Raw genomic sequence first — 24,265 nt, forward strand, 5'->3', positions numbered from 1 at the left:
AGGGTTTGAGGCCGCGTGTCACGACACGGCCACCGCGCGGATTTCGAGCGCACGACGCCGGCCGATTTCACCAATCTCTTTGATGTCGTGCGCGATGCCGTCGAACATGATCCGATCGGCCGTGGTGATGCCTTCGCGCCAACGGACGCGGAAGACGGTCGTGCCGGCCTCCACTTCGCCGAAGCCCATAGCCATCTCGTCAAAGGACCGGCGCATGATCTCGGCATGGGTCGTGGCAATTTCCGTCCAGGCGGCGACGACGCTGCCAGAATCCGAAACGGTTTCGGTTTTGCGTTCAATGGTAATGATGCGATCGAGCTTTCCAGCGCGCATTACACGATCCACCGAATTAGGGCTTCCATCGAAAGGACGCCATGGCCGAACGCCGGGTCAGGGTCGCGTGGGAAGGCGCTGCGCACCACTTTGAAGTGATCGCAATAGCCGCCGGCCACTTCGAGATTCTTGTCGAGCGCGCCTTGCACCGCGAAAGCGATCTCGTGCGCAGCGTCGGCACCCTGATCGTGCGTCCAAATGTGGAGGTCGAGATACACCCACGCGGCACGTTGCGACGTGTAGTCGTGGCCGTGCAAGGTCGTGGTGCTGTTCGCCATGATGATGCACGGCGTCTCGCCGGGCCGGGTCGAGCCGGAACGGATGTTCGCAGGATCGACCAGCGCCGTGACGGCCGGCGTGGTGATCAGCTTCGATCGGATAGCGGTGCGAAGGGCAAGGGTCGGCTCGATCATTGGTTTTTCCAGTGCTCGCGCACGGCCTTGGCGACGGCGCGTTTCGTTCGGTTCTGAAGTCGTTTGCGCAGGAGTCGGAAGGCCGGCCAGAAGAATGGCTGCGCCTCGTGGTGGCTAGTTCCGTATTCTTGCAAATGGGGGTAGCGGGTTTGCTCGTCGCCGACAGTCACCAGCACTTCCAACTCGCCAGCGACACGCGAGCCGCCCGGCTGGGAATAGGCCGGCGTCTGGTCGCCGGGCGCGGTGACGGCGATCGATTCTTTCAGATCACCTTCATCTTCAGGTGCAAGCTGGCGCATCAGGCCGGCGAGTTCTTCGCCAGACTGCACAAGCGACGGCTGCACGGCTTCGCGGACGCTCTTCGGAATCGCTTCAAGGCGGCGCTGAAGCCGCGCGATCTGCGGTGAAACAGCCATGATCAGAACGTCCAGATGCGATAGGGCCGGATTAGATCGACCACGCCGAAGGGGAGTTCGGACGCCGACACGCCGACAAGAACGGCTTCCCGGTTCTCATAGAGGTGCGCGGCAAGCTGAAGGATGGCTTCGCGGATGGCGGCCGGGAACGGATCAAGGCCGGCGAGCGGTTCGCCGACATAGGATTCGATCCAGCCGGACGCGGCGGCGAGCTTGGCCGAAAGGAAGGCGTCGTATTCCTGATCGAGGTCGAGATTGAGTTGCCGACGCAGATCGGCAGCGTTCGGCAAGGTCATTGCGAAGCCTTTTCGGTGTGGGAATCTATTTCGGAAATCTCGGAAGCGTCGCTCCCCGCGCCGGTCCCCAAGGACGCCCGCAAATTGGAGACCACCCCCGGCTTGGCCTTGCCGCGCGGCGGTGTCGTCAATGCCTTCTCGATCGTCCAGCCTTCATCAAGTCTCCGGCCGATCGTGGTTCGCGATATGCCAGTGATGCGCGACCATTCGAGCAAGGATCGAGTCTCGCCGTTGAACGTCGCCATGATTGCATTCGGGCGCGTAGGTCGCCGATCTTCTTCTTCACTAGGATCAGGAAGGCGAAAGCCCTTCTTGACGAGCATCGGCTTCGTGATGGCTTTGCCGACGCGCATACCGGCACGTAGGCGCTGCATGATGATTTCGACGGTGATGCCGTAGTCGAGCGCCCATTCGCTGATCGACTGTGTGACGCCATTGAACGTGAGAAGATCGTCGCGCGTCATCGCACGGGCCTCATGTAATCGTTCACACGGTAATCAAATGTTAGAGACGGCCGGCCGCGCGAACCGTAGCTTGAGCGGACATCAACAGGAGGGGTCCGCATGGTTGATGCGAAAGAGCAAACGCTGTTGTTGCTCGCGAACCGGACGGAAGTGCAGCTTGGCGACATGCGTGTTGATCTCGACGTAGCCGCGCGTCTTGTTGATCTTGGGCTAGTCGCAATCGATGACACGACGCACATGATCAAGCTGACAGCTAATGGCGTTGCGAGACTGAAGCGCTGGAAAGATGTAAGGGGTGCTGACAGGCAGGGGGGTGAAGGCGTCATCGGCCGCGCTCCGCTCTCTGAAGCGGACCATCGTGGCAAGATTTACAGCAAGCCAGCCAGTTTCCCCGATCCCAAAAGAGGCGCTGATCGCCCTTATGGGGAATGACGTGATGCACGATCGTGGCCGGTCGGCCGCAACCGTTGTGCCGGCAATACGGGAACATGCGCAGGAAGGCGGCGCGCGCCTTCTGCCATTCGGAGGTGTAGCCGCGCTGCCGAGCGGAAGGCCGGCGGCGATCATGGCGAGCCTTACGGGCGCGATCGGCCGTGATCTGACACGCGCAACGTTGATCGGCCGGGACGATATTGCCGCACGAGCAAAGGCGGGGCGGACGCATCAGTGCTTCCCCCGGCGCGCATTGGCCTTCAGCTTGGCGATGCCCGAAAGCACTTCGCTTTCGCTCACGTCCTCGCGTGGGTCATAGGTCGGTTCGTCTTCGGTGCTGCCATGAATGGCTTTGAGCTTGGCGATGAGGCCGCGTTGGGCTGCGATGATCTCGCCGGGTGTGGCGTTCCATGTCGCTTCGGGCGTCCAGCCAAGCCAGCCGGTGCCGATCTCAAAGCAGCTTTCGAAGAACTCTGCGAAGGTCATCGCCTTGGATGGCGACGTTTCGGGCGTCTCATCAGCGTCAGCGCCGATCAGGGCGGCAATATATTGCATGAGCGCCGGCTTGAGGCGATCGAGCTTCAGGACGCCGTTCTTTTCGATGTCACGCACAAGGGCGGCGAGTGCCGCCGCGTCGTTCGAACCGTGTTCGATCAGGTCGGCCACGACTGCCAAATCGGAATCGAGGACGCCCTGAATGAGCGCCGCGAATCCATGTCGGCGCTGAAGGTGATATGCGGCTCGCAGCGACGGGCGAAGCGTTGCGCTAACGCCGTCCACCGCGATCGTGATAGGGTCAGATGCGAGCCGCATGGTCTTAGGCCGCTGCCATCTTCAGCTTGCGGAAGGCATCAGTGCGCACCACGCCAGCGCCGACACGGCGGCGAGCATGGAAGCGGACAAGCCCTTCGGTTGCCAGAAGGTAGGGATTCGGGCGAACGGCAAGCTCGATCCGGTCATAGATGCGATAGCCGGCCTTGAAGTCGCCGAAAATGATCGGTTCGGCGTCGGCGGCGATGTCGGCCATATCGACCAGCTCGACCACGGGACGGCCAAGGATCGTTTCCGGCTGGCCTGCCTGATAGGACGGCTGCCACAGATAGTTGCCGTGACCGTCCTTCAGCTTGCGGATGGCGGCAAGCGTGGTGCCGTTCATCGCCCACGTGCCGCGATTGCGGTAGACGGCCGGAAGGGCATACATCATCGAAATCAGCGCGTCGGCGTCGATCAGGGCGGCGTGGCCGTTGTCGAACTCGACAATGCCGGCATCGGTCATGAAGCCCTTCGGTTCAAGAGCGAGCGAGCCGTTGACGAAAGCGATGCCTTCCTTGGCCGCGAAGTCTTCGGCGAGCGCAAGGCGGACTTCGGCTTCAACGTCATGCGTGGCATCCTCGATCAGCCAATTGCCGATATCGACGTGCGTCGTCATTTCCTTGATCGACAGTTCCATCTGATCGAAGGTCGGTTCGGACGCTTCGGAAGCGACGGTTTCACCCTTCCACTTGGCATTGGTGACGGACAGGCGCTTCGGCAGCATGATCGTATGCGAGCCGGTCGAACGGACATCGGCGATGCCGCGAACCGGCGAGAACTCGACCAGATTGCGAAGGAACTCGCCGGAGCGGTCTTCCGGTGCGAGGATGTAGCCGGGCGCGTCGGTCGCGACGGTCAGAGCCTTGCGATCGAGTTCGGTGCCGCGAAGGAAGTCGGCGAATGCCTTGCGCTCGAAATTGTCATTGTCGCCGGCCGGGTGATTGGTGTTGGCGGCGAGCGGGCGATTGCTCTTCGCCTCGATCTTATCGAGCCGGGCATTCACTTCGGCCTTCAGCGCGTCCAGCGCCTTGGTATCGATGACCGGATCGGCCTTCGGCTGGTTTTCGTTCTTCAGTTCGGGTTCCATATGGTTCTCCATTGCCGGGCCATCCGTCGCGGCTTTCATTGAGGTGATGGTCGCGCCGGGATGGCAGGGAACGGCGACGATGCTGATTTCGTGAAGGTCGAGTGCCGAGATGGTGCGACCACCACCGGCACGAGCTTTGGCCTTGCGGGTGACAAACCCGATCGACAAGCCGGCGACGGCCTTCTCGCGGACAAGCGCGCGAACCTCGCGAGCGCGGGCAACGTCATCGATAAGAAGACGGCCCTTCACCTGAAGGCCGGCGTCGGTTTCGGTGATCTCATCCCAAACGCCGATGGCTTGGCCCTGATCATGGGCGAAGAGCATCGGGACGCGGGACGGCGCGGCGAACGCGCCTTTTTCGATCAGGTCGCCGACGCGATCGGGCGAACCGAACGGCCACGCGATGCCGGTGATGGTGCCGGCGTCGTCAACGCTGAAGGACGCCTTGATTTCGAGACGTTCGGTCATTCGCTTTCACCTTGTCGCTGATCTTCCTGGCTGGTCGTCGGCGAGCCGAGCCAAACGGTTTCGAGGATGGCGAACGCGAGCGGGATCGAGTCGGCGAGCGGCCGGGTCTGGACGTAGGTCGCGACCAGCGCGGCGGCTTCCTTCGGATCAGTGCCGCCACCGATCAGAGCCAGCCGGATCGTTTCAGAGATGTCGGTGATCGAGAAATGAAGCGAGCACATCCGCTGAAAGAGCGCGCCGATGCCGACGCCGGTCTTGCGCTGAAGCTCTTCAATGAGGGGGAATGGCAAGGCGAACATCCGTTCGCCGTCGCCGAAAAATGCGACGTGCGTCATGCGGCGTCCTTTGCGGGGATGGTGTTGTCGTTCTCGCCGACAGGCTTGCCGGGCGTGATGTTGGGATTGTCGAGCGTGTCAGCGCCGGGCTTGGCGGGAAGGTTCAAGCCGCTGCGCACTTCGTTCGCCGTCATCGCGCCCATGGCGCGATACTGCGCATAGGTCGTGGCGCGTGTGGCGGCGTTGGCCGACAGAAGGTCGTCAAGGATGAACTCGACATAGAAGCCTTCGGCGCGCTCTTCGGCCGAAAGCAGGACGCGCGCATAGGCCCATTCCCATGCGTCCAGCCACGGCCGAAGCGTGAGGGTCAGGAACTGTTGCGCCATCTCTTCGCTATTGGACCATGTGGCGCGCGTCAGATCGAAGAGCATGGGCGGTGGGACGCGGAAGAGCCGGGCGATTTCCTCGATCTGGAAACGGCGGTTCTCCAAGAACTGCGCATCGGTCGAGGTCATCGTCGCCGGATTGTAGGTCCAGCCGTCATCAAGGAAGAGCGGGTCGGCGTTGCCGTTGGCCTGCCACGCACGGAACGCCTTCTTGATGTTTGCCATGACGGATGCGCCGCCATCGCTTCCGGTGTTGGCGCGACCTTCTTTCGACAGGATCGCGGACGGGCGCGCACCGCTGCCGAAGAGTTGCGCGGCGTGGCGCTCCAAAACGGTTGCAAGGCCGATCGCCTCTTTACCGGCGCTGATCGGCGAGACGCCAAGCGGGGCGGCAATATGGAGAATGTCGCGATAGTGGAAGCTGACTTCACGGCCGGCATTGTCGCGCTGCACATAGGACGGTTCGCCGCTGGCGTCGTCAATCTTGATGGTGATCGAGCGGGGATCGAGCCGGGTAAAGAAAACGGCGCGGCCGGCGAAGTTGCGGCCGACATGCGCATAGCCGCTGCCGTGCAAGAGCGCGTCGGCGGTGAGTTGGCCGCGAAGCTCGCCGGCCGAAGTCCAGTCGTTCGCCTCGTCATGGACAAGGCGATAGGCGGCATGGTCGGAAGCGGTTCGCTTCCCGCCAGAAGGTTCTTTCAGGAAAACCTTGGCGGGAAGCGAACCAATCGTGCCGGCGATAAGCACGATAGCGGAATGGACGGCCGGGACGCGCAAAGCGGTCGCGGCATTGATCGAGGGACCGGAGACAGTCGGCGTGACGCCGAAGATGCCGAAAGCATCGGGGTTGTTAAGCGAGACTGACTTCTTTTCAGTCTCGCCTAAAAACAATCGCTTCAACTCTTTCATGCCACGCAACGCAACAACACTCCAAATACTTCGATCTGGAATATTGTCTCACGGTCGAATCAGCGTGTGAATCCGGTTTATTTGCTCAAGGTAGGAATAAATTCATTGACTTTTTACTAGATTTCATATCTAGGTAGTTTGTCGATGGCGGCTTTCTTTGCCCTGATCGTCACATCCCCATAGCTATCGCCGGCCGTCTTCGCCGCATGTCCTTGGATGGCGTCAAGCGTCCGGTCGGAAATCCCCTCTTCCCGACCGACCGTCTTGAAACGGTGCCGCCATCCGTGGCTTGGGCTGACGCCTTCCGGCACGATTTCGAGCTTCTGAAGCCATTCACTGATCCGGCCGGCGACGGTGCGTGCGGCGCTTGCCGCCTTCACGCCTTTGCGGTTGGGATAGAACAATGGGCCACCTGACGAGGCAGCCACGAAATCCATGAAGCCCATGTCGATCAATTGCGGATGCAACGGAACGTCGCGGTAGCCGCCTGCTTTGACGGTGCCAGCGTCGGGCGTTATCCGCATGACATGGACATCGCCTTCCTTCCGGAAGTCCTCTTTGCGAAGCTGCACAATCTCTCCGATGCGCGCGCCGGAGAACGCGCATAGGACCGGCGACCAGCGCTTCGCGGCCGTGGTCGCGGGATGTTCGGTCGTCGCCGCGTTGTCGGTGATCGTCGGCTTGTGGTTCCGAGCCGCGCGAAGGATGATCAGGGCTTCCTGATCGGTGAAGCCCTTTTCGCGCGACAGTTGCTTGCGCGGCACTTGCTGGCGAACCTTCTCCGCGACGTTCTCTTCAAGTCGGTCATTCTCGACAGCCCATTTCAGGACAGTGCGGACGGATGCGAGGTTCACGTCGCCGACCGTCTTAGCCGAGAGCGTCTTCAAGCGCGCATCGCGCCAGTCCATGAGGTTTTGCTTCGTCAGCCGCCGCGCGTCATCGTGGCCGACGAATTTGATCAGATCGGTGAAGACCGGCGACCATCGTTTCGCAATCCCCTTCCCCTTCCCTATGACCTCGCGGCTGGCGACGTAATCCGTGAAGAGGCGCTTGATCGAGACGGGAGGCTTTTCGTCTTTGACCGGCGCGGCGTTGGCGATAACGGGATGCGATGGAATGCCGGTAAAGTCGCCTTCGTCACGTTCGGCAACGCGCGACAGTGCCTCATACTCGGAAATGCACATGGCGCGCGCCAAGGTGCGCCATTCTTCGCTGCCGGGTTCAGCGGTAGTGTTCCCAAGGCGTCGGTAATACTCAATCCGCTCGCCGACGAGCTCCTGAAGCTCTTCGTTCGTGAGCCGCCCGGCGATGCCGTCGCGAAGCTGCGCGACAAGCCTTTCATCCACATAGCCGGCGCTGTGCCGAGCATCCATGTTCCGAAGCTGATCATCAAATGCGAGCCGGGACTGATAGTTGCGCAGGGCGATCTGGTCCGCTGCCAGCGGATAGCGGCCGATCGTGACTTGCCGTTGGCCTGCCTCCACCGCGCGCCGTTCGGCAAGCGCAATCTCGTGCTGAAGCAAGGCCACGGCGCCGGGCAGCTTTTTCATCGCTTCGCGTCGATCGGGGCCAAGCGGCGACCGAAGTTCGGTCTTTCCGACGAACTGACGAAGCTCTTTCGGGACGACCAGCCGCGCGAAATGTCGACCGTCTCGATTGAGCAGATTTCGGACTGTGCCAGCCATGGCGAGCATCCATTTTGTTACGACGTTTGTAACATCAATATGGACGCAAACCCTTGCGGGTCAAGGACTTTAGCGATTTCAAGGGGATAGGATGGTGCTGCGAGAGAGGATTGAACTCTCGACCTCTCCCTTACCAAGGGAGTGCTCTACCACTGAGCTACCGCAGCTTCCGGATGCGGCGGTCTTCTGCCATAGGAAGGGGGGAGAGCGCAAGCGGGCAAACCAGCTTTTCGGGCGACCTTGCGAAAGCTGTTCCGTCGGGGCGGGACAGGCGCTAGATATCGGCCATGACCAGCCAGACACGCCCGCCCCCGAAGACCAGCGAAGCCGAACGGCAGGAGAACGCGCGCCAGAAGCGGCTTGCCGAGCGGCTGCGCGCCAATCTGCAAAAGCGCAAGGCGCAATCGCGCGCGCGGCGCGCCGGCGAGGCCGACGAGCGGCCGGACGGGCTGTTGCAGGAGGATGACGGCGACGCGGATAAGTGACGCCCGCGCCGGAGCGTTCCTTGAACCGGCGGTTTCTATACGCTACAGCCCGCCTTTACCCCTGCGAACAGCCGAGTCCCTCTGGGACCGGGAAAGAGAAGAACAGATGGATCGCATCCGCATCCTTGGCGGCAACGAACTGCGTGGCACCATTCCGATTTCGGGCGCGAAGAACGCCGCCCTTCCCCTGATGATCGCCTCGCTCCTGACCGACGAGACCTTGATGCTGCACAACGTGCCGCATCTGGCCGATGTCGAGCAGCTCATCCGCATCCTCGGCAATCACGGCGTCGACTATTCGGTCAACGGAAGGCGGCTTTCTCAACAGGAAGGCTATTCGCGGACGATCAACTTCACCGCCAAGGAAATCGTCGACACGACCGCGCCCTACGAACTCGTCTCCAAGATGCGGGCGAGCTTCTGGGTCATCGGGCCGCTTCTGGCGCGCATGGGCGAGGCCCGCGTTTCGCTGCCGGGCGGCTGCGCGATCGGGACGCGCCCCGTCGATCTCTTCATCGATGGGCTGCGGGCGCTTTCGGCCGAGATCGAGATCGAGCAGGGCTACATCATCGCCAAGGCGCAAAAGGGCCTGATCGGCGCGCGCTACGTGTTCCCGAAGGTTTCCGTCGGCGCGACGCATGTCCTGATGATGGCGGCGACCCTCGCCAAGGGGCAGACGATCCTCGAGAACGCCGCGCAGGAGCCGGAAGTCGTCAACCTCGCCGAATGCCTCAACGCCATGGGCGCGAAGGTTTCGGGCGCCGGGACGGCGACCATCGTGATCGACGGCGTTTCCCGCCTGCACGGCGCGCGCGTCGAGGTCATCCCGGACCGGATCGAGACCGGCACCTATGCGATGGCCGTGGCGATGACGGGCGGCGACGTGGTGCTGGAAGGCGCGCGGGCGGACCTGTTGCAGAACGCGCTCGACACGCTTTCCCGGACGGGCGCGGAGATCACCCAGACGAATTCGGGCCTGCGCGTCGTGCGCAACGGCTCGGGCATCGGGCCGGCCGACATCACGACCGAGCCCTTCCCCGGATTTCCGACCGACCTCCAGGCACAGTTCATGGGGCTGATGACCAAGGCGGACGGGCGCTCGAAGATCACCGAGACGATCTTCGAGAACCGGTTCATGCATGTGCAGGAACTGGCACGGCTCGGCGCGAAAATCTCGCTTTCCGGCCAGTCGGCGATCATCGACGGCGTCGGGCGACTGCGCGGCGCGCCCGTCATGGCGACGGATCTGCGCGCCTCCGTCTCGCTGGTGATCGCAGGGCTGGCGGCCGAGGGCGAGACGATCGTCAACCGCGTCTATCATCTCGACCGCGGCTTCGAGCGGCTGGAAACCAAGCTTTCCGAATGCGGCGCGGCGATCGAGCGGCTGTCGTCCTGATCGGAACTTCGCGCGACGGGCCGGGTTTTAGTTGCACTGCAACTAAACTATATGGTCGATTGCGACCGGCGCAACGCCGGCACGCGGCGTTACGCGGCGCGAAGATTGGGGCATGAGCAATGAGCGAACTGAAACTCGTCGCACTCGACGAAGAGGATCTGAAAGTCATTTCCGCTCATTGCCAGGATGCCGTCCTGAAGACCAAGGACATCGCCTATTTTCCCGAGCAGAAGCGTCTCGTCCTCGCGATGAACCGCTTCGTGTGGGAAAAGAAGACCGGATTTTTCCGCCGCGACTACGAGCGCCGGCGCACGGCGCTGCATTTCGAGCGCGTTATGGGCGTCAGGCTTTCAGGTGTCGACCGGACGCGGCCGGAGGATGTACACGAGTTGCTGGCGATCCGCTTTGCGCCGGGCGAGGCGCCGGCCGGCACGATCGAGCTCGTCTTTGCCGGCGATGCGGCGATGCGGCTCGAGGTTGAATATGTCGAGGCACGGCTTGCCGACCTCGGCGCGGCATGGGAAACCGGCAGCCGCCCGCAGCACACGCCCTGAGGACGACACCAGCGACATGGCCATTCGCCTTGACATGACCGACGCCGATTTCGAGGCCGGATTCTCGGCCTTTCTCGGCTCCAAGCGCGAGGCCGCGCAGGATGTCGACGACACGGTGCGCGCCATCGTCGCGGACGTGCGCGCGCGCGGCGACGAGGCGCTGCTCGACTACAGCCGCCGGTTCGACCGGCTCGATTTTTCCGATACGGGCATCGCGTTCTCGCAGGCGGAGATCGAGGCGGCGGTCGGTGCGGTGGATGCCAAGACGCTCGACGCGCTGAGGCTCGCGCATGATCGCATCACCTCGCATCACCAGCGGCAGATGCCGAATGACGACCGCTATGTCGACGCGATCGGCGTCGAGCTCGGGTCGCGCTGGACGGCAATCGAATCCGTCGGGCTTTACGTGCCCGGAGGAACAGCGAGCTATCCCAGCTCCGTCCTGATGAATGCCGTGCCGGCGCGCGTGGCGGGCGTGACGCGCATCGTGATGGTGGTGCCGACGCCGGACGGCGTGGTGAACCCGCTCGTTCTGGCGGCGGCGCACATTGCCGGCGTCAGCGAAATCTACCGCATCGGCGGGGCGCAGGCGATCGCGGCGCTTGCCCATGGGACCGAGACGATCCGGCCGGTCTCGAAGATCGTCGGGCCGGGCAATGCCTATGTCGCGGCGGCCAAGCGCCAGGTATTCGGCACGGTCGGCATCGACATGATCGCAGGGCCGTCCGAGATCCTCGTCGTCGCCGATGCCGACAACGACCCGGCCTGGATCGCGGCAGACCTGATCGCGCAGGCCGAGCACGACGTGGCGGCGCAGTCGATCCTGCTCACCGACGACGCGGCGTTCGGCGAACGGGTCGTCGCGGAAGTCGAGCGCCAGATCGCGGCCCTGCCCCGCGGCGAGATCGCGGCGGCGAGCTGGCGCGATTTCGGGGCGGTCATCCGCGTCGACGATTTCGATGCGGCGCTGCCGCTGATCGACCGGATCGCGGCCGAGCATCTGGAACTTGCGGTCGCGGACCCCGAGGCGCTGATGGCGCGCATCCGCAATGCGGGCGCGATCTTCCTCGGCCGGCATACGCCCGAGACCATCGGCGACTATGTCGGCGGGTCGAACCACGTTTTGCCGACCGCGCGCTCGGCGCGGTTTTCGTCGGGCTTGTCGGTCATGGAATTCGTCAAGCGGACCTCGATCCTGAAATGCGGGCCGGATCAGCTCCGCGCGCTCGGCCCGGCGGCGATCGCGCTGGCGGAGGCCGAGGGGCTTGCCGGGCACGGTCGCGCGGTCTCCATCCGGCTGAACATGTGAGCGCGATGGACGGCGGCGACACGACACGCAACCGCCTGATCGACGTCGAACTCGACGAATCGATCGGCCGCTCGACGCCCGATGTCGAGCACGAACGTGCCGTCGCGATCTTCGATCTGATCGAGGACAACAACTTCCATCCCGTCAGCGACGATGCGGGCGGACCCTACAAGCTCAAGCTTTCGCTCGCCGATTCCAGGCTGGTCTTTTCCATCTCGCGCGAGGACGATGCGGCCGTCGTCACGCACATCCTGTCGCTGACGCCGTTCCGGCGGATCGTGAAGGATTATTTCCTGATCTGCGAGAGCTATTACGAAGCGATCCGCACCTCGACGCCAAGCCAGATCGAGGCGATCGACATGGGCCGGCGCGGGCTTCACAACGAGGGCTCGCAGACGCTGATGGATCGGCTGTCGGGCAAGATCGAGGTCGATTTCGACACGGCGCGGCGGCTCTTCACGCTGGTTTGCGTGCTGCACTGGCGGGGCTGACCCCATATGCCGGGCGACAAGCCAGCGCCGAAATCGATCCTGTTCCTGTGCGGCATGAACGCGATCCGCTCGCCGATTGCCGAAGCGCTGGCACGGCACGGCCTGCCGAAGGATGTCTTCGTCGCTTCCGCCGGCGTGCGACCGGGCGAGCGCGATCCGTTCGTCGACGCCGTCTTGAAGGAGGCAGGGCTCAATGGGGTCATGCACGGGCCGCAGCTTCTCGACGACCTCGAAGACAGCTATTTCGATCTGATCGTGACGCTGGCGCCCGAGGCGCATCATGCCGCGCTCGAACTGACGCGCTCGATGGCTATCGACGTCGAATACTGGCCGACCGCCGATCCGTCGACCGCGACCGGCACGCGCGAACAGATCCTGGGCGCCTATCGCGACGTGCGCGACCGGCTGGAAATGCAGATTCAAAAGCGGTTTGGAAAAGCGTAGTGGGCCCACGCATTATGCGTGTTTCCAAAATCCCCAACTTCGGATAGGTTCCGCGCCAATCGCGGCCGATATGGCCGAAACCAGCACAAACCAAAGGTTCCGAATGCCGAAGGAAGAAGTCCTCGAGTTCCCGGGCGTCGTCGTCGAATTGTTGCCGAATGCGATGTTCCGGGTCAAGCTTGAAAACGATCACGAGATCATCGCCCACACGGCGGGCCGGATGCGAAAGAACCGCATCCGCGTCCTGACCGGCGACAAGGTCCAGGTCGAGATGACGCCCTATGACCTGACCAAGGGCCGCATCACCTATCGCTTCAAGTAGGCCCGCACCGGGCGGCGCAGGATTTCGATGAGCATTCCCCAGAAGCTTGTCCTGGCATCGGGTTCGCCGCGGCGGATCGAGCTTCTCCAGCAGGCAGGCATCGAGCCCGACCGCATCTTCGCGACCGATATCGACGAGACGCCGAACCGGGCCGAGCATCCGCGCTCGCTCGCCAAACGGCTGGCGCAGGGCAAGGCCGACAAGGCCGCCGAAGGCATGAAGCGTCTCGGCGAGGAGCCGGCCTTCGTGCTGGCCGCCGACACGGTGGTCGCCGTCGGACGGCGCATCCTGCCCAAGGCCGAAACGCTGGAAGACGCGCAGGATTGCCTGCGGCTTCTGTCCGGCCGCGCGCACCGGGTCTATTCCGGCGTCTCGGTCATCACGCCCGCCGGCAAGTCGCGGATGCGCCTCGTCGAGACGCGGGTGCGCTTCAAGCGGTTGTCGCGCGAGGAGATCGATTTCTATCTCGCGTCCGGCGAGTGGCGCGGCAAGGCGGGCGGCTATGCGATCCAGGGGCTCGCGGGCGCCTTCGTGGTCAAGCTGGTCGGCTCGTATACGAATGTCGTCGGGCTGCCGCTCTACGAGACGCTGAGCCTTCTGACGGGCGACGGCTTCAAGATGCAGCCGAAGGCGCAGACCGGAACGGCCGTCTGATGGCACTCGACGCCGACAATGTGACGCCGCTGCGCCCCCGCCGCCCCTGCCCCGAATGCGGCAAACCCTCGCAGCGCGCGACCTTTCCGTTCTGTTCGGAACGCTGCAAGGATGTCGATCTGAACCGCTGGCTGACCGGCTCCTACGTCATTCCCGCGACCGAAGACGAGGATGAGGGCAGCGCGGACGAACGCGGCTGAAAAGACGCGAATTTTTTCGCCGACTTTCCCAACGTCAGCCGCTGGACAGCACGATTTGGCGTGTTATAACCCACGCGCTTCCGGCGGACACCAACACCGCAGCGGCCTTTCCAGACCGACCGAAGCCGTTGCCCAGGTAGCTCAGTTGGTAGAGCATGCGACTGAAAATCGCAGTGTCGGCGGTTCGACTCCGTCCCTGGGCACCATCGACCCCTAAGCAGTTGATTCTCCTCAATGCGTTGGTTTCTAAAGGTTTTCTCCTCTCGACTGTCATACAAACTGTGATACAAGAGGGGAATGGACGAGATGGAAATGCCAAGCAGCCTTATGGTGCGAAATGGCACCTATTACGTGCACGTCCGTGTGCCCACCTCCATCGTCGCCAGCGTCGGCAAGCGCTTCATCACCAAGTCGCTGCGCACCAAAGACCCCAAGGCAGCTCGGCGGAAGCTTCATGATGAGATTTCGGAAATTAACCGGGTCTTTGATCGGCATCGCGTTCAGACCTCGCGACAAAAGAAACCGACCATCCGTCCCGTGCTCAGCTTCGCTGAAATTGCTCGTCAGCATGCTCGCGCTATCAGCGACAAAGAGTTCGCCGACCGCGCTGGACTCTTCGAAGCCACCTATGCGGAGCCGTCGCGATTGTGGGCAGGCGACCTGATTCCCTTGCCGGACTCTCGCTTTTTCGACCATCTGGTTGCAGAGGGCGATCTTGATAAGATTGTCGGTTATATCGTCCGCACCCGTGCCAAGGATCGCATTGCCACGCTTCGCCGTATGCTCGCAACCGGTAACTTGAGCGAGTTGACCGCGACTGCGGACGAACGGTCCCCCGGCATCGATCCTGACCGCCGACTTGTTCTAGCGCGCTTGCTCGCCCGTGCCGAAATAGATGCTTTGGAAGCCATCATTTCAGGAGAGCCGGATGCTGGAATTGAGACGGCTCCTGTAGTAGCCGGCGCGGCGGTAGAGCGCAGCGGCAGCCGTTCGGGTGCGCCCTCGCCGGCTGAACCCAATAACGGTTCTGGACCTCGCCTGTCGCTTGTTCTGGCAGACTGGATTGCGGAGAAGGAGCGGACCAACGCATGGGTTGAGAAAACCCGCCATGAACGCGAAGCCGCCGTCAAGGCATTCACTGAGGTCTGCGGCGATCACCCTGTGGGAACCTACGCCAAAGCTGACGCGAAGCGGTTCAAGGATGTGCTTTTCAAAATCCCGCCGAACGCGCACAAGAAAGCGGCCTATAAGGGCCTGGGATTAGTAGCGATCGGAGAGAAGGCCGAGGCTGAAGGTGCGCCGATGCCGACTGCGAAGAATGTCACGCTGAAGATGGATGCGGTCTCGTCGCTGTTTATTTGGGCAAAGAAGAATTTCGACGAGGTTCAAGCAAATCCGTTTCAAGGCATCAAGCCGCAGATCGGGACAACACCGCGCGAAGAGCGTGATCCGTTCAGCCTGGACGAATTAAAGCTGATATTCGCCGCTCCACCATTCACAGGCGCAAAATCGGAACGTCATTGGCTGCAGCCCGGCTCCGAAGTTCTGGACTCATCCGGGAAGTATTGGATTCCTTTGATCGCTGCCTATTCGGGCGCGCGCTTGATGGAGATTGTCCAGCTCAGACGCAAAGATATCCAGACGATTGGCGACGTGACCTTTTTCGATATCCGATCGGATGATGAAAATCGCGTGAAAACCCGCGCCGCGAATCGTCGTATACCTGTTCACCCTGTTCTGGTGAAAGCTGGTCTTTTGGCCTTCACTGCGCGGGTCAAAAAGCCGAATGAGCGACTATTCCCGGATATCGAGATCGGCAGTGCCAAGAATCGATCCGGTCCAGCCTCAAAGCTCTTCATTCGTCTCATCCGTGCGGCTGGCGTCAAAACCCGAAAGAACTGCTTCCATAGCTTCCGGCACTCGTTCGAAGATGCCTGTCGTGATGCTGAGATAGACACCGCGATCATGAACGCTCTTCAAGGCCATGTCGAGCGAGGCATGGCGGGACGATATGGCAGCGGCTTCAAGCTGGAAAGACTGGATGCGGCGGTCGCAAAAATTCGGTACGGGCTGGTTTTTGAGATCGACGTCGAGCGATCATGACCGAGCCAACAATTGGGCAATGCGGCACAGCCGCCGGCAGCTTCGATTCAGTGCGCGAATTCGCTGAGCGAGACGCTGCCTTCGATAGCGCTACTAGGGTCCAAACTCAATCAGGCTGTTGAAGGTCTGTAGCAAATCAGATTCCCTGCCGTGGTTTTGCGACGGAGGCGAGGATGAGCAGGCTTTTCTGGCTGGACGACTAGGCGTGGACGGCGATCGAGCCGCACCTTCCAAAGAACCAGCCGGGTGCGCGCAGGGTCGATGACCGACGGGTCATCAGCGGCATCCTGCATGTGCTGAAGACGGGCTGCCGCTGGCAGGACTGTCCCGCCGAATACGGTCCGCCCACGACCATCTACAACCGCTTCAACCGCTGGTCCCGCCGACTGCTCTGGAGCCGCATCCTGGATGCTCTCGTTGCCAAGGGCGTGCTTGCGCTGTCGGCGTCCATCGACTCCAGCTATGTGAAGGCCCACCGCTCCGCCCGTGGCGGAAAAGGGGGGCGAAAGCACAGGCCATCGGACCCTCGCGCGGCGGCCAGACCACCAAGATCCATGCGGTGACGGATCTTCTTGGCCGCCCAGCCATTTTGCGGCTTACGGCAGGCAACGTCGCTGACGTCACCATGGCCGGGCCGCTGATGGACGCGGCCGGTCGGGTGCGCTGCCTGATCGCCGACAAGGGCTATGACGCCAATGCGCTGCGCAAACGCCTGCACGCCGAAGGTGCCGATGTGGTCATTCCCGGGCGCTCGAACCGGAAGGTCCCGATCGACTACGACGAGGTCCGATACAAGGGCCGCTGGCGCATCGAGGCAGCCTTCTGCAGGCTGAAGGACTTCCGCCGCATCGCCACCCGATACGACAAGCTCGCCCGCAACTTCCTATCGGCCGTCGCGCTAGCAACCCTCGTCGCGTTCTGGGTCTGAACGAGTCTAAACCCTAGTAAGCAAGAGCTGATTGACATCGAGGGGGTGTTCTGGAGCCACCGGGGCGAGCTTTGCACCTTCGATGTGATGCTGGCCGAGCTCGGCCTTGCTATTCCACCGCTCGACCGGCTGGCTGCTATCGTGCGCGGGGCGGATACGGCAAGGCTTGATCTGGCGCCCGAGGCGGCCGATCTCCTGGCGGCGTCGCTTGGCCTGTCAAGAATGTATTCCGATGATCTCGAGCAGCTCGAGGCTGGCATGCTGCTCTATGATGCCTTCTACCGATGGGCGCGACGCTACCGACGAGACCCACAACTGGCCCTCCAATAAGCTCAAGGCAGACTGATGCAGGACCGCGCTTACCCCACCCTGGCCGAGGCCACCCGCATCTGGGCCCGTATCGGACTCCTGAGCTTTGGCGGCCCCGCAGGCCAGATCGCGCTTATGCACCGCATTCTCGTCGAAGAGTAGCGCTGGCTCGGCGAGAAGCGTTTCCTCCATGCGCTCAACTACTGCATGCTGCTGCCAGGGCCCGAGGCGATGCAACTCGCGGTCTATATTGGCTGGCTGATGCACCGCACGCTCGGCGGCATCATTGCCGGCGCCTTGTTCGTGCTTCCCGGCGTTGTCGCGATCATGGTGCTTAGCTGGGTCTATGCGCTTTACGGCAATGTCGGACCGATCGAGGCGCTGTTCTTTGGCCTCAAGGCTGCGGTGCTGGCCATTGTGGTGCAGGCGGTCATCCGCATCGGGTCACGTGCACTGAAAAACGATGCCATGGTCGTCATTGCCGCCGCCTCGTTCATCGCGATCTTTGGCTTCGCGGTGCCGTTTCCGCTGATCATATTGATCGCCGGCTTGATCGGGTATTTCGGTGCGCGCGCGGGCCTGCCCGCATTCCGGAACGGTGGCGGACACGGCAAGGTCGGCACCATCCAGGTCGATGACGCCGACACGCTACTCGGCGAGGAATCGCCTGATCACACGCAGGCCAACCGGGGCTGGGCCTTTCGGATTTCGGCCGTGTTCCTCGTGCTGTGGCTGGCGCCGGTCGCTCTGCTGTTCGCCGTGTTCGGTCCGGCCAACGTCTTTGCCCAGATCGGGGGCTTTTTCAGCGTGATGGCGGTCGTCACCTTCGGCGGCGCCTATGCGGTCCTGGCCTATGTCGCGCAGGAGGCCGTTCAGAACTTCGGCTGGCTCGCGTCGGGCGAGATGCTGGACGGGCTCGGAATGGCCGAGACGACACCGGGGCCGCTAATCATGGTGACGCAGTTCGTGGGTTTCATGGGCGCGTTCCGCGATGGCGGCGGATTGTCGCCGCTGGTGGCAGGCACCCTGGGCGGGCTGCTGACCACATGGGTGACCTTCACACCCTGCTTCCTGTGGATATTCCTCGGTGCGCCATTCATCGAGCGACTGCGCGACAACAAGGTTCTGTCGGCCGCGCTGACGGCGATCACGGCTGCCGTGGTAGGCGTCATCCTGAACCTGGCAGTCTGGTTCGGTCTGCACGTGGTCTTCGAGGAGGTTGGGACAATCACGACTTTCGCGCTCGATCTGGATGTGCCCGTCTGGTTGTCGATCAATCTCGCGGCTGCGGCGCTGGTGCTGACCGCGCTTGTCGCTGTGTTTCGCTTCAAGCTCGGCCCGGTCACCGTGCCGGCAGGCTGTGCGATCGCTGGCCTCGCGTTGCATTTGGCGGGGATGGCCTGAACGATGTCCTTTTTTAGCGTCCAAAGCCTGATCGCGCTCGAACCGGAGAAGCAAGAATGTCCCAATCCGATCCCGTCATTGAAGCCGAATACTTGGCGCAGCTCCCCCTTTATCTACTGCTCGACGCGCGCGGCACATCCACGGATCGGAACGATCTCATCGACGGCGCGGTCATTGTGCCTGTCGAAGGATGGGTCGATGCTGCAAGGCGCGACGCTACCTCGTTCGACAATGTTGACTACTGGGGAGAGGAATTCGCCAAGCTGGGTCTGTCGAGCCAAACGATGGCTGTCGTCTTTGACGACGGCCTTATGACCGAGGCGGCCCGGGTCTGGTTCATTCTTCAGTTCTTCGGCGCCAAGGCTCTGGTGCTAAATGGCGGAACTGCGAGCCTGGCGACGGAGCGGGCATCGATACCGGTCCCAACGCCTCAGAACACGATGCCATTTCAAGCTTCGTATAATGCAGGTCCAGTCGGCCTCGTTGATCGCCACACGCTGAAAGACAATCTGGACACGACGACGATTTTCGACGCACGGACCCAGGCTGAGTTCAAGGGTAAAGATCTGAAGAGCAATGCCCGGGGTGGTCATCTGCCGGGTGCGAAACTGCTTCCGCATTCGGACTTGCTTAAGTCCGGCAATCTGCGCTCTCCGAGCGATTCGAGAGAGATGCTATCAGCAATCGGCTTCCAGACTGGAGATCATCTCGTCACCCATTGCGACGGGGGCGGCCGCGCCGCTCTTGCAGCCATCGCCGCAGTGCGTGCAGGCTATGAGGACGTCGACGTCTACTATTTGAGCTTTTCCGACTGGGCCAAGAATGAGAGTTGCCCTGTGAAGTAGGCCAGTTTCCTCATGCACGGATCTTGCTCCCATCGTGCGTGAGTGATTCAGTCCCGGATGAGCCGATAAGCTAACAGTCGGACCATGAAGCCGCTGGTCGGCGTCTGCCCCCCAATTTGGCCGTTCGCCAATGGCCACTTTTGCACGAGGCCATCCGAAAGCAGACGGTCGGTTTTCCACCCCGGATCGGCCGTGGGCGTCGCCCCGACTTTCTGGACGTCGGAAAATGATTTCCCGCCGACGCCTTAGGGGCCGTATCCCGACGGTCCGCTTTTGGGAAACGCTTGCCGTTAGCTGCCGTTTCGGGTCCGCCTTATCATGCAAAGTTTGGCTGGTCAGCAAGTGACCCCATGCGCCGTTCCAAGATCGGTTGTGTCCTCCCAAAACCTGCCGTTCGGAAGAGATTGGAATTCAGTATGGTCACCATCGAAGAGAAAGGACTAATCCTTCCAGAATGGAAGCGGCTTGATGGAACACCGACGTACGGCGTTCGTTCTCACTCTCGAGGGACATCAACGAGGACTACACATCATGAACATCATCAAGCCTACGGTCATCGCGGCTGTCGCGAGTGTCCTATTCGCGGGTGCGGCATTTGCTCAAACGAACGCAAACCCGAATGTGAATGCGAACAACCTCGTAAGCGTCAACATTAGCAACGTGGCACAGAACATCGCAAAGGACCTCGACGTCGACGTTCAAGATGTCATCGACATCGGGTCCGTGCAGGTGCCTGTTGGCATCGCAGCCGCGGTCTGCAATGTACAGGCCAATGTGCTTGCAGCTGACAACAAGGCTGACGGTGCGGAGTGCGACGCAGAGAGCACTTCCCAAGGGCTGACGCAAATCGTCCAGCGCAGCATCAACGGCGGGTAAGACGCCGAGCAAGTTTGAAACATGTAGAAGCGTCGGCTGCCTTGCAGTCGGCGCTTTTTTGCTAAATGGGTCCGACTTGTGCAAATTGAATGCCCATAGAAGCGGGGAACAGCCTGCACGATCTTCTCGTAGATGAGCGTGTTGTAGACGAGCAAGAACAAGGTCAGGACGATCGTTACAAGGGCGATGCCGCCAACTGTCAGCATCTCGTCGGCAGCCTCGACGATCAGTCCCGGCTCCTGGATGCGGACGTCCTGGACCAAGGGATCTGACTCGCCGGCACTCAGTTCGCTGAGTTGCTCGCTGGCGCGCGAGACGTTTTCCAGCGGAGCGCGCAGATGCTCCAGCTTTCGGTTGACCTCCAGCATGATGATCGGCGCGCGGTCGATGAAGGAGACGACGGGTCCGCTCAACAGATAGACTGCGGCGATGGCCAAGAACGAGACCGTCACGACGAGGCCCGAGGCGGTGATTGCATTCGGGATGCCGCGTCGGCGCGCAACGCGCACCATCGGGCTCAGGGTCAATGCGAACAGGACGGACATGACGATGGGCAGCAAAAACAGCCGGGCGACATAGAGCATTGCCGCTCTCCGAAGCTGCAAAGCGCTTCAACATCGTTTGATCCCCAGCCAGACGAGGACGATCGGGGGGGGAGCTAACGGGTGGTGAAGACCATCATCTGCATTTTAGCGATGGCTGAAATCCTTGGGTACCTCGGCAGTGGAAGGCGGCTCGCTCGACTTCGTCCTGGGGCGCGTCAGGAACTATTTGGCACAGCTTCCGTTAATCGCCGTGCTCAACGCCTTTACGGACCGCAGAGCCGGACTGCGGGCCGCCAGGACGCATTAGTCCCTTCCGTCCTGGCGGCTCTCTTCAATTCCGATAGAACCTAGATCATCTGATCACGAAGCCGTGAACCTTCTGCTCGCGTCCGCGTTATGCGTTTTGAAGGGACCTTCGTGAACAGGATCGATACGATGCGCTGGACTGCGAAAGCATCCCTCATGGCGAGCGTTGCCGCCGTGACTCTTATGGTTGGCCCCGACACACACTCCACCTTGACCGAAGCAAATGCCTTGCGCGACTTCGTGCCCGTGCAGATGGGCACATCCGCCGAAGCGCAGGCCCGAGTTTCCGTCGGTGTCTTCTTCGACCGCCTTGCACCTCACGGGCGATGGGCGCGCCATGGTTCGCATGGGTACGTCTTCGTGCCGGCAGGCGTCGGCCGCGACTGGCGGCCCTACACGCAGGGACACTGGGCGTATACTGACGCCTACGGCTGGTACTGGGTCTCCGATGAACCCTTCGGCTGGGCAACCTATCACTATGGTCGCTGGGGCTACAGCCGCTCGTACGGCTGGTACTGGGTGCCTGGCAATGTGTGGGCACCGGCCTGGGTGACTTGGCGCACCGGCGGCGACTATGTCGGCTGGGCCCCGATCGCCCCAGAGGGCAGTGGCTATGCGTGGGGCGCACCTTCCTCGTTCCGCCCGCCGGTCGCGGAAAGCTGGGTCTTCGTCGAAACGCGCTATATCTCGGCTCCGACCATCGTGCAGTATGTCCAGCCCATCGCACAAATTCCGGTTATCCTTACGCAGGCGACAACCCGCGTAGACGTGCGGATTGAGCAGAACATCGTCATCAATCAGCCGATCGAGATCACGCAGATCGAGAACGTGGTCGTCGAGCCCGTCCAGACTGTCAACGTAACGTTCGTCGACGATCCGGACCAGGCGTCGACGTCGGATGGCGAGGTCGTGGCATTCCAGGCGGACATCTCCGAGGAGGAGCCGCAGAAAGCGCCGCCCGAGGCCGTGGAATCGGCCGACCAGATCGAGGAGCCGGCGATCATCGAGGAGACGCTTGAAAATGTCCCCGCCGAGGCAGACGCGCCGAGCGCCGCCGAGATCGAGGATGACGCTGGCGAGCCGATAGCCGACGACGGAGCGACCGACGAGGCGGCTCCCGAGGAGAGCGATGCCGATGCGCCCGCCGCAACCGAAGCAACGCCGGCCGACGGTGCCGACGCTGAACAGCCCGCTGAGGACGCCGAGGAGCAACCGGCGGCCGAAGAGCCGGCGGTCGGCGAAGAGCCCGCTGAGGCCGAGCAACCCGCCGCTACTGACGAACAGCCAGCCACGGACGGGACGCCGGCAGCCGACGAAACTCCTGCAGAGCCCGAGGCAGGAGCCGATGAAGCAGCTCCCGCAGAAGGACAGCCTGAAGAGGACGCTGAAGAGGCCGCTCCGGCCGAAGAGACTGCACCGGCTGAGGAGGCAACACCGGCCGAAGAGGCTGCTCCTGCTGAGGACGCCGCCCCGGCAGATTCTGCCCCGGTCGAATCCGGGGCTCCAGCCGAAGCCGCGCCGGAACAGGAGGAGGCTCCGGCAGAAGAGGCCCCGACAGAGGAGGCTCCTGCTGAAGAGACCGAAGCAGCTCCCTCTGGCGAACCAGCCAATGGCGAGGCGTGCCCTGAAGGCCAGGAGACCTGCTAGAAACTGTTGTCGGGCCGGTCTTGTGACCGGCCCGGCATTTGTCGGAGGCACAGAACGCCGTCGACCGGACCAGTGACAATTTTCGCTCCTTGTGCAGAGTGGTGTGCTCCGCACAAGAAATGCCACATGCCTTGATGGCGCGTTAGACCCCGACCATCGGCCGCAATCGCTGTCAGCTGCATCGGCGATCTGTATGGCCGCTTTCGTAACTTCTCCGCTCCAAAGCTGTCAGGCAGCAAATCCACCCCATTGCCGAAGTCCGAAGACAGCCGCGTTACCAACCGGGCGGAAATCGATTTCCGTCGCAAAGGGGGCCGTGAGCGGTCTGTCCGGTTCTGGCGAGGAATTGCAGAAAGCCGACATTCGGCATTTCGGTCGTGAAGACTGGTGGTTTGTAACCTCGAAAGCAGCCGGTTCTGCTGGAATAAGCGCTGTCGTCACTTGCTTTCCAGCGTCACCCGGACTTTACCTTTGTATAGCCTGCACTGAGTATGGCTTTGATAGCAGGACTATTCTGCCGCCCATAGTCGGAAGCTCCCGCTCAACACGTCTGAACAATCGCTCGTACTGTTACGGGCTAGCAATGACAGCGCGCTACCGGCCCGCCATGGTCGCCTTGGTACGACCACACGCAGATTGACGATGCGCAGGGCAACGATGGTTCCGTCACGAGTAAGAAGCCCAGGCGGCCGGCTGGCGCTCAGTTCGCTGGCGCTGACAGATCAGGCGCTCCAGCCCGGCCAAGTCGTGTCCACCATCGCTTTGCCCGCGCAATTGTAATCGTCGACGAACCGACCTGTTGCTCGATCTCGACAGCGCCATACCAGGCCGCCGTTCCCATCCCGGAACTGATCCCAAGCAACACCGTACCCTGACGGCGCGTAGCCTCCGTAGCCGTTATTTGCAGCCGCTGCACCGACTGCGCCGGCCGCTATGCCCACCGCGATGCCGGTCATGATCGCATTATCTGCTTCAACCAGACTGCGGCACCGCTCAGCGTTCGCCCCGCGCTTCAGGATGAGGCTTGCGATCTGTTCGCGGCGGGTCGGGTCCGTCGCCTCAAAAACCATCCGGCAAAGCGCCCGCGTATCGTAGTCAGTCAGCTTTTCATTCTGTGGCGGCTGATCGGTGGCGCAGCTCGCTAGCACGGCGGCGCACAGAATGTACGGCAATCGTTTCATGACCCGCCCGGTCCGATGATCTGTCGATCATCGGAACGCTCCAGCGCGGGCCGTAGGCCCGATTTCATCAATGGCAGTGAACAGAGCCGGTGCTGTTGTCCATGTGGCAGCATTGACCGGGTGGCGAACTTTTGCGGCAGCCGCCGCCATGAGCGCTGGCTTGGCCAGCCAGCATCAACACCGCAAGAAGAGCGATAGAAATCTTCATTTGGAGCCCCCTCCCGATTTCCGCGCAGAGTTGCATGACCGCGGCCGGGCAGCAACCCTAGATATCGGCGAGCCGCCCGCG

Annotated in this window: 26 protein-coding genes, 2 tRNA genes and 2 pseudogenes; 17 read left to right on the forward strand and 13 right to left on the reverse strand. The window is 62.2% G+C overall.

Features of this window, described 5'->3' with window-relative positions:
• Positions 1–18 precede the first annotated feature (18 nt).
• From PZ895_RS10280 to PZ895_RS10300, 5 genes are read right to left on the reverse strand one after another with little or no spacing between them, the layout of a single operon-like run.
• Entirely contained in the window at positions 19–333 is a 315-nt protein-coding gene (locus PZ895_RS10280; protein WP_275838937.1) for a phage head closure protein, read from the reverse strand.
• Positions 333–746: a DUF3168 domain-containing protein gene (locus PZ895_RS10285; RefSeq protein ID WP_275838938.1), complete on the reverse strand. Its 414-nt coding sequence runs from the start codon at positions 744–746 to the stop codon at positions 333–335. The genes PZ895_RS10280 and PZ895_RS10285 overlap by 1 nt, the downstream gene beginning before the upstream one ends.
• Positions 743–1,162 carry an HK97-gp10 family putative phage morphogenesis protein gene (locus tag PZ895_RS10290; protein ID WP_275838939.1) on the reverse strand — a complete coding sequence of 140 codons (420 nt, stop codon included), beginning with the start codon at positions 1,160–1,162 and terminating at the stop codon, positions 743–745. Before PZ895_RS10290 ends, PZ895_RS10285 begins: the two co-directional genes overlap by 4 nt.
• 2 nt (positions 1,163–1,164) lie before the next feature.
• A complete protein-coding gene (locus PZ895_RS10295) occupies positions 1,165–1,458 on the reverse strand; it encodes a head-tail connector protein (RefSeq protein ID WP_275838940.1) in 294 nt (97 codons plus the stop codon).
• Positions 1,455–1,922 (reverse strand): hypothetical protein, encoded by a 468-nt coding sequence (locus PZ895_RS10300; protein WP_275838941.1) that lies wholly within the window; start codon positions 1,920–1,922, stop codon positions 1,455–1,457. Before PZ895_RS10300 ends, PZ895_RS10295 begins: the two co-directional genes overlap by 4 nt.
• 99 nt (positions 1,923–2,021) lie before the next feature.
• On the opposite strand from PZ895_RS10300, the gene PZ895_RS10305 reads away from it, so the two are divergent.
• Complete coding sequence (locus tag PZ895_RS10305; protein ID WP_275838942.1) at positions 2,022–2,354, forward strand: hypothetical protein; 333 nt, start codon at positions 2,022–2,024, stop codon at positions 2,352–2,354.
• Positions 2,355–2,585: 231 nt separating this feature from the next.
• On the opposite strand, the gene PZ895_RS10315 is transcribed toward PZ895_RS10305, so the two are convergent.
• The 6 genes from PZ895_RS10315 to PZ895_RS10340 form a co-directional block, all read right to left on the reverse strand.
• Complete coding sequence (locus PZ895_RS10315; RefSeq protein ID WP_275838943.1) at positions 2,586–3,029, reverse strand: hypothetical protein; 444 nt, start codon at positions 3,027–3,029, stop codon at positions 2,586–2,588.
• A 142-nt stretch (positions 3,030–3,171) separates the two neighbouring features.
• Positions 3,172–4,722 carry a phage major capsid protein gene (locus tag PZ895_RS10320; protein ID WP_275838944.1) on the reverse strand — a complete coding sequence of 517 codons (1,551 nt, stop codon included), beginning with the start codon at positions 4,720–4,722 and terminating at the stop codon, positions 3,172–3,174.
• Entirely contained in the window at positions 4,719–5,057 is a 339-nt protein-coding gene (locus PZ895_RS10325; protein WP_275838945.1) for a gene transfer agent family protein, read from the reverse strand. The genes PZ895_RS10320 and PZ895_RS10325 overlap by 4 nt, the downstream gene beginning before the upstream one ends.
• Positions 5,054–6,292 (reverse strand): phage portal protein, encoded by a 1,239-nt coding sequence (locus PZ895_RS10330; protein WP_275839027.1) that lies wholly within the window; start codon positions 6,290–6,292, stop codon positions 5,054–5,056. The genes PZ895_RS10325 and PZ895_RS10330 overlap by 4 nt, the downstream gene beginning before the upstream one ends.
• 116 nt (positions 6,293–6,408) lie before the next feature.
• On the reverse strand, positions 6,409–7,977 hold the full coding sequence (locus tag PZ895_RS10335; protein ID WP_275838946.1) for a hypothetical protein: 1,569 nt from the start codon (positions 7,975–7,977) through the stop codon (positions 6,409–6,411).
• 92 nt (positions 7,978–8,069) lie between these two features.
• Positions 8,070–8,144, reverse strand: a tRNA-Thr gene (locus PZ895_RS10340).
• A gap of 120 nt (positions 8,145–8,264) precedes the next feature.
• Here PZ895_RS10340 and PZ895_RS10345 point away from each other — a divergent pair.
• The 15 genes and pseudogenes from PZ895_RS10345 to PZ895_RS10415 all read left to right on the forward strand — a co-directional run bounded on the left by PZ895_RS10345 (position 8,265) and on the right by PZ895_RS10415 (position 19,421).
• Positions 8,265–8,462 (forward strand): hypothetical protein, encoded by a 198-nt coding sequence (locus tag PZ895_RS10345; RefSeq protein ID WP_275838947.1) that lies wholly within the window; start codon positions 8,265–8,267, stop codon positions 8,460–8,462.
• A 106-nt stretch (positions 8,463–8,568) separates the two neighbouring features.
• Positions 8,569–9,858, forward strand: a complete 1,290-nt coding sequence (gene murA / locus PZ895_RS10350) for a UDP-N-acetylglucosamine 1-carboxyvinyltransferase (RefSeq protein ID WP_275838948.1) — start codon at positions 8,569–8,571, stop codon at positions 9,856–9,858.
• Between the two features lie 119 nt (positions 9,859–9,977).
• Positions 9,978–10,412: a DUF2948 family protein gene (locus tag PZ895_RS10355; protein WP_275838949.1), complete on the forward strand. Its 435-nt coding sequence runs from the start codon at positions 9,978–9,980 to the stop codon at positions 10,410–10,412.
• A gap of 16 nt (positions 10,413–10,428) precedes the next feature.
• Positions 10,429–11,721 (forward strand): histidinol dehydrogenase, encoded by a 1,293-nt coding sequence (gene hisD, locus PZ895_RS10360; RefSeq protein WP_275838950.1) that lies wholly within the window; start codon positions 10,429–10,431, stop codon positions 11,719–11,721.
• 5 nt (positions 11,722–11,726) lie between these two features.
• On the forward strand, positions 11,727–12,212 hold the full coding sequence (locus tag PZ895_RS10365; protein WP_275839028.1) for a UPF0262 family protein: 486 nt from the start codon (positions 11,727–11,729) through the stop codon (positions 12,210–12,212).
• Between the two features lie 6 nt (positions 12,213–12,218).
• Positions 12,219–12,656: a low molecular weight phosphatase family protein gene (locus tag PZ895_RS10370; RefSeq protein ID WP_275838951.1), complete on the forward strand. Its 438-nt coding sequence runs from the start codon at positions 12,219–12,221 to the stop codon at positions 12,654–12,656.
• 103 nt (positions 12,657–12,759) lie between these two features.
• Positions 12,760–12,978, forward strand: coding sequence for a translation initiation factor IF-1 (gene infA, locus PZ895_RS10375; protein WP_024588484.1), 219 nt, complete (start codon positions 12,760–12,762; stop codon positions 12,976–12,978).
• A 27-nt stretch (positions 12,979–13,005) separates the two neighbouring features.
• Complete coding sequence (locus PZ895_RS10380; protein ID WP_275838952.1) at positions 13,006–13,632, forward strand: Maf-like protein; 627 nt, start codon at positions 13,006–13,008, stop codon at positions 13,630–13,632.
• A complete protein-coding gene (gene yacG, locus PZ895_RS10385; protein ID WP_275838953.1) occupies positions 13,632–13,832 on the forward strand; it encodes a DNA gyrase inhibitor YacG in 201 nt (66 codons plus the stop codon). Before PZ895_RS10380 ends, yacG begins: the two co-directional genes overlap by 1 nt.
• A 130-nt stretch (positions 13,833–13,962) precedes the next feature.
• Positions 13,963–14,038, forward strand: a tRNA-Phe gene (locus PZ895_RS10390).
• 91 nt (positions 14,039–14,129) lie between these two features.
• On the forward strand, positions 14,130–15,935 hold the full coding sequence (locus PZ895_RS10395; RefSeq protein WP_275838954.1) for a site-specific integrase: 1,806 nt from the start codon (positions 14,130–14,132) through the stop codon (positions 15,933–15,935).
• Positions 15,936–16,150: 215 nt separating this feature from the next.
• Positions 16,151–16,863, forward strand: a protein-coding gene (locus PZ895_RS10400) for an IS5 family transposase (protein ID WP_275839029.1) whose coding sequence is annotated in 2 segments (ribosomal slippage) — positions 16,151–16,444 and positions 16,447–16,863 — 711 coding nt in all. Because the reading frame shifts where the segments join, the coding sequence is not laid out codon by codon here.
• A gap of 33 nt (positions 16,864–16,896) precedes the next feature.
• Positions 16,897–17,209 (forward strand): annotated as a pseudogene (locus tag PZ895_RS10405) (chromate resistance protein ChrB domain-containing protein); the annotation flags it as partial.
• Positions 17,209–18,576, forward strand: a pseudogene (gene chrA / locus PZ895_RS10410) (chromate efflux transporter). The pseudogenes PZ895_RS10405 and chrA, both read left to right, overlap by 1 nt.
• 56 nt (positions 18,577–18,632) lie before the next feature.
• On the forward strand, positions 18,633–19,421 hold the full coding sequence (locus PZ895_RS10415) for a rhodanese-like domain-containing protein (RefSeq protein WP_275838955.1): 789 nt from the start codon (positions 18,633–18,635) through the stop codon (positions 19,419–19,421).
• 698 nt (positions 19,422–20,119) lie between these two features.
• On the opposite strand, the gene PZ895_RS10420 is transcribed toward PZ895_RS10415, so the two are convergent.
• Complete coding sequence (locus PZ895_RS10420; protein WP_275838956.1) at positions 20,120–20,881, reverse strand: hypothetical protein; 762 nt, start codon at positions 20,879–20,881, stop codon at positions 20,120–20,122.
• A 378-nt stretch (positions 20,882–21,259) separates the two neighbouring features.
• Here PZ895_RS10420 and PZ895_RS10425 point away from each other — a divergent pair, with 378 nt between their 5' ends.
• The gene (locus PZ895_RS10425; RefSeq protein WP_275838957.1) at positions 21,260–22,795 is read left to right on the forward strand and encodes a DUF6600 domain-containing protein; all 1,536 of its coding nucleotides are present in this window, start codon (positions 21,260–21,262) and stop codon (positions 22,793–22,795) included.
• A 722-nt stretch (positions 22,796–23,517) separates the two neighbouring features.
• Here the strand turns inward: PZ895_RS10425 and PZ895_RS10430 are convergent.
• Positions 23,518–23,976 (reverse strand): hypothetical protein, encoded by a 459-nt coding sequence (locus PZ895_RS10430; protein ID WP_275838958.1) that lies wholly within the window; start codon positions 23,974–23,976, stop codon positions 23,518–23,520.
• Between the last annotated feature and the right edge of the window lie 289 nt (positions 23,977–24,265).

It is taken from the genome of Mesorhizobium sp. YIM 152430 (genome assembly GCF_029210365.1).
Taxonomy (GTDB): Bacteria; Pseudomonadota; Alphaproteobacteria; order Rhizobiales; family Rhizobiaceae; genus Aliihoeflea.

Excerpts from the sequence above, each read along its gene's own strand:
- PZ895_RS10280 (WP_275838937.1), bottom strand. The coding sequence starts at position 333 with ATGCGCGCTGGAAAGCTCGATCGCATCATTACCATTGAACGCAAAACC.
- PZ895_RS10285 (WP_275838938.1), bottom strand. The coding sequence starts at position 746 with ATGATCGAGCCGACCCTTGCCCTTCGCACCGCTATCCGATCGAAGCTG.
- PZ895_RS10290 (WP_275838939.1), bottom strand. The coding sequence starts at position 1,162 with ATGGCTGTTTCACCGCAGATCGCGCGGCTTCAGCGCCGCCTTGAAGCG.
- PZ895_RS10295 (WP_275838940.1), bottom strand. The coding sequence starts at position 1,458 with ATGACCTTGCCGAACGCTGCCGATCTGCGTCGGCAACTCAATCTCGAC.
- PZ895_RS10300 (WP_275838941.1), bottom strand. The coding sequence starts at position 1,922 with ATGACGCGCGACGATCTTCTCACGTTCAATGGCGTCACACAGTCGATC.
- PZ895_RS10305 (WP_275838942.1), top strand. The coding sequence starts at position 2,022 with ATGGTTGATGCGAAAGAGCAAACGCTGTTGTTGCTCGCGAACCGGACG.
- PZ895_RS10320 (WP_275838944.1), bottom strand. The coding sequence starts at position 4,722 with ATGACCGAACGTCTCGAAATCAAGGCGTCCTTCAGCGTTGACGACGCC.
- PZ895_RS10325 (WP_275838945.1), bottom strand. The coding sequence starts at position 5,057 with ATGACGCACGTCGCATTTTTCGGCGACGGCGAACGGATGTTCGCCTTG.
- PZ895_RS10330 (WP_275839027.1), bottom strand. The coding sequence starts at position 6,292 with ATGAAAGAGTTGAAGCGATTGTTTTTAGGCGAGACTGAAAAGAAGTCA.
- PZ895_RS10335 (WP_275838946.1), bottom strand. The coding sequence starts at position 7,977 with ATGGCTGGCACAGTCCGAAATCTGCTCAATCGAGACGGTCGACATTTC.
- PZ895_RS10345 (WP_275838947.1), top strand. The coding sequence starts at position 8,265 with ATGACCAGCCAGACACGCCCGCCCCCGAAGACCAGCGAAGCCGAACGG.
- murA (WP_275838948.1), top strand. The coding sequence starts at position 8,569 with ATGGATCGCATCCGCATCCTTGGCGGCAACGAACTGCGTGGCACCATT.
- PZ895_RS10355 (WP_275838949.1), top strand. The coding sequence starts at position 9,978 with ATGAGCGAACTGAAACTCGTCGCACTCGACGAAGAGGATCTGAAAGTC.
- hisD (WP_275838950.1), top strand. The coding sequence starts at position 10,429 with ATGGCCATTCGCCTTGACATGACCGACGCCGATTTCGAGGCCGGATTC.
- PZ895_RS10365 (WP_275839028.1), top strand. The coding sequence starts at position 11,727 with ATGGACGGCGGCGACACGACACGCAACCGCCTGATCGACGTCGAACTC.
- PZ895_RS10370 (WP_275838951.1), top strand. The coding sequence starts at position 12,219 with ATGCCGGGCGACAAGCCAGCGCCGAAATCGATCCTGTTCCTGTGCGGC.
- infA (WP_024588484.1), top strand. The coding sequence starts at position 12,760 with ATGCCGAAGGAAGAAGTCCTCGAGTTCCCGGGCGTCGTCGTCGAATTG.
- PZ895_RS10380 (WP_275838952.1), top strand. The coding sequence starts at position 13,006 with ATGAGCATTCCCCAGAAGCTTGTCCTGGCATCGGGTTCGCCGCGGCGG.
- yacG (WP_275838953.1), top strand. The coding sequence starts at position 13,632 with ATGGCACTCGACGCCGACAATGTGACGCCGCTGCGCCCCCGCCGCCCC.
- PZ895_RS10395 (WP_275838954.1), top strand. The coding sequence starts at position 14,130 with ATGGACGAGATGGAAATGCCAAGCAGCCTTATGGTGCGAAATGGCACC.
- PZ895_RS10415 (WP_275838955.1), top strand. The coding sequence starts at position 18,633 with ATGTCCCAATCCGATCCCGTCATTGAAGCCGAATACTTGGCGCAGCTC.
- PZ895_RS10420 (WP_275838956.1), bottom strand. The coding sequence starts at position 20,881 with ATGCTCTATGTCGCCCGGCTGTTTTTGCTGCCCATCGTCATGTCCGTC.
- PZ895_RS10430 (WP_275838958.1), bottom strand. The coding sequence starts at position 23,976 with ATGAAACGATTGCCGTACATTCTGTGCGCCGCCGTGCTAGCGAGCTGC.